Source organism: Pontibacter silvestris (genome assembly GCF_020907275.1).
In the GTDB taxonomy this organism is placed as follows: Bacteria; Bacteroidota; Bacteroidia; order Cytophagales; family Hymenobacteraceae; genus Pontibacter; species Pontibacter silvestris.
This window is the reverse complement of record NZ_JAJJWI010000098.1, coordinates 1-593: the sequence shown is the minus strand read 5'-3', so window position 1 is coordinate 593 and position 593 is coordinate 1. Positions and strand designations below refer to the sequence as shown.

The following is a 593-nucleotide window of genomic DNA, read 5'->3' as shown; positions in this document are numbered from 1 at the left end:
TTGACTCCCCTAGATGGAAGGTCGGTATCTACAAGTCTGACTGGAACTACAGCAAGACCACTGACACAAAGAAGAGAGTGCTTTACTACGACGAGATCAGGATGGGGAATGAGAACGCCACCCTGGCTGACATGATGCCTCAAACGGCGACTGTATCATTAACACCGCCAGCCGCCACCTCTTACCCGATGCTCATCAACGCCGGCGGCGGGCAGTACAAAGACAGCCGATCCCGCACCTGGTCTGCCGACACCAACTTCTCAGGCGGGAAAACGGCAAGTAAACAAATCAGCATCAGCGGCACCNCAACAACTACCGCTATGCCTCCAACGGCTCCCCGTTTGACTACAGCATTCCGGTGAAAGAGGCAGGGACTTACACCGTAAAGCTGCACTTCGTGGAGCCTTACTTCAAGTCCTCGAACTCCCGCGTCTTCAACATTGACGTGGAGGGCAAGCGACTGGCCACAAGCTACGACATCTACAAAGAGGCCGGATTCGGAAAAGCCGTGGTGAAAACCTACACCGCAACCATTTCTGACGGTAAACTTGGCATCAGACTATCCTCTGTGAAGAACAATGCCATTATCTCGG

At 53.4% G+C, this 593-nt stretch carries 1 protein-coding gene; it reads left to right on the top strand.

Annotated features, from left to right (window positions below):
- Positions 1–358: 358 nt before the first annotated feature.
- Positions 359–593 (top strand): malectin domain-containing carbohydrate-binding protein (locus LN995_RS22235; RefSeq protein ID WP_394801838.1); only part of this gene is annotated, 235 nt, incomplete at its 3' end.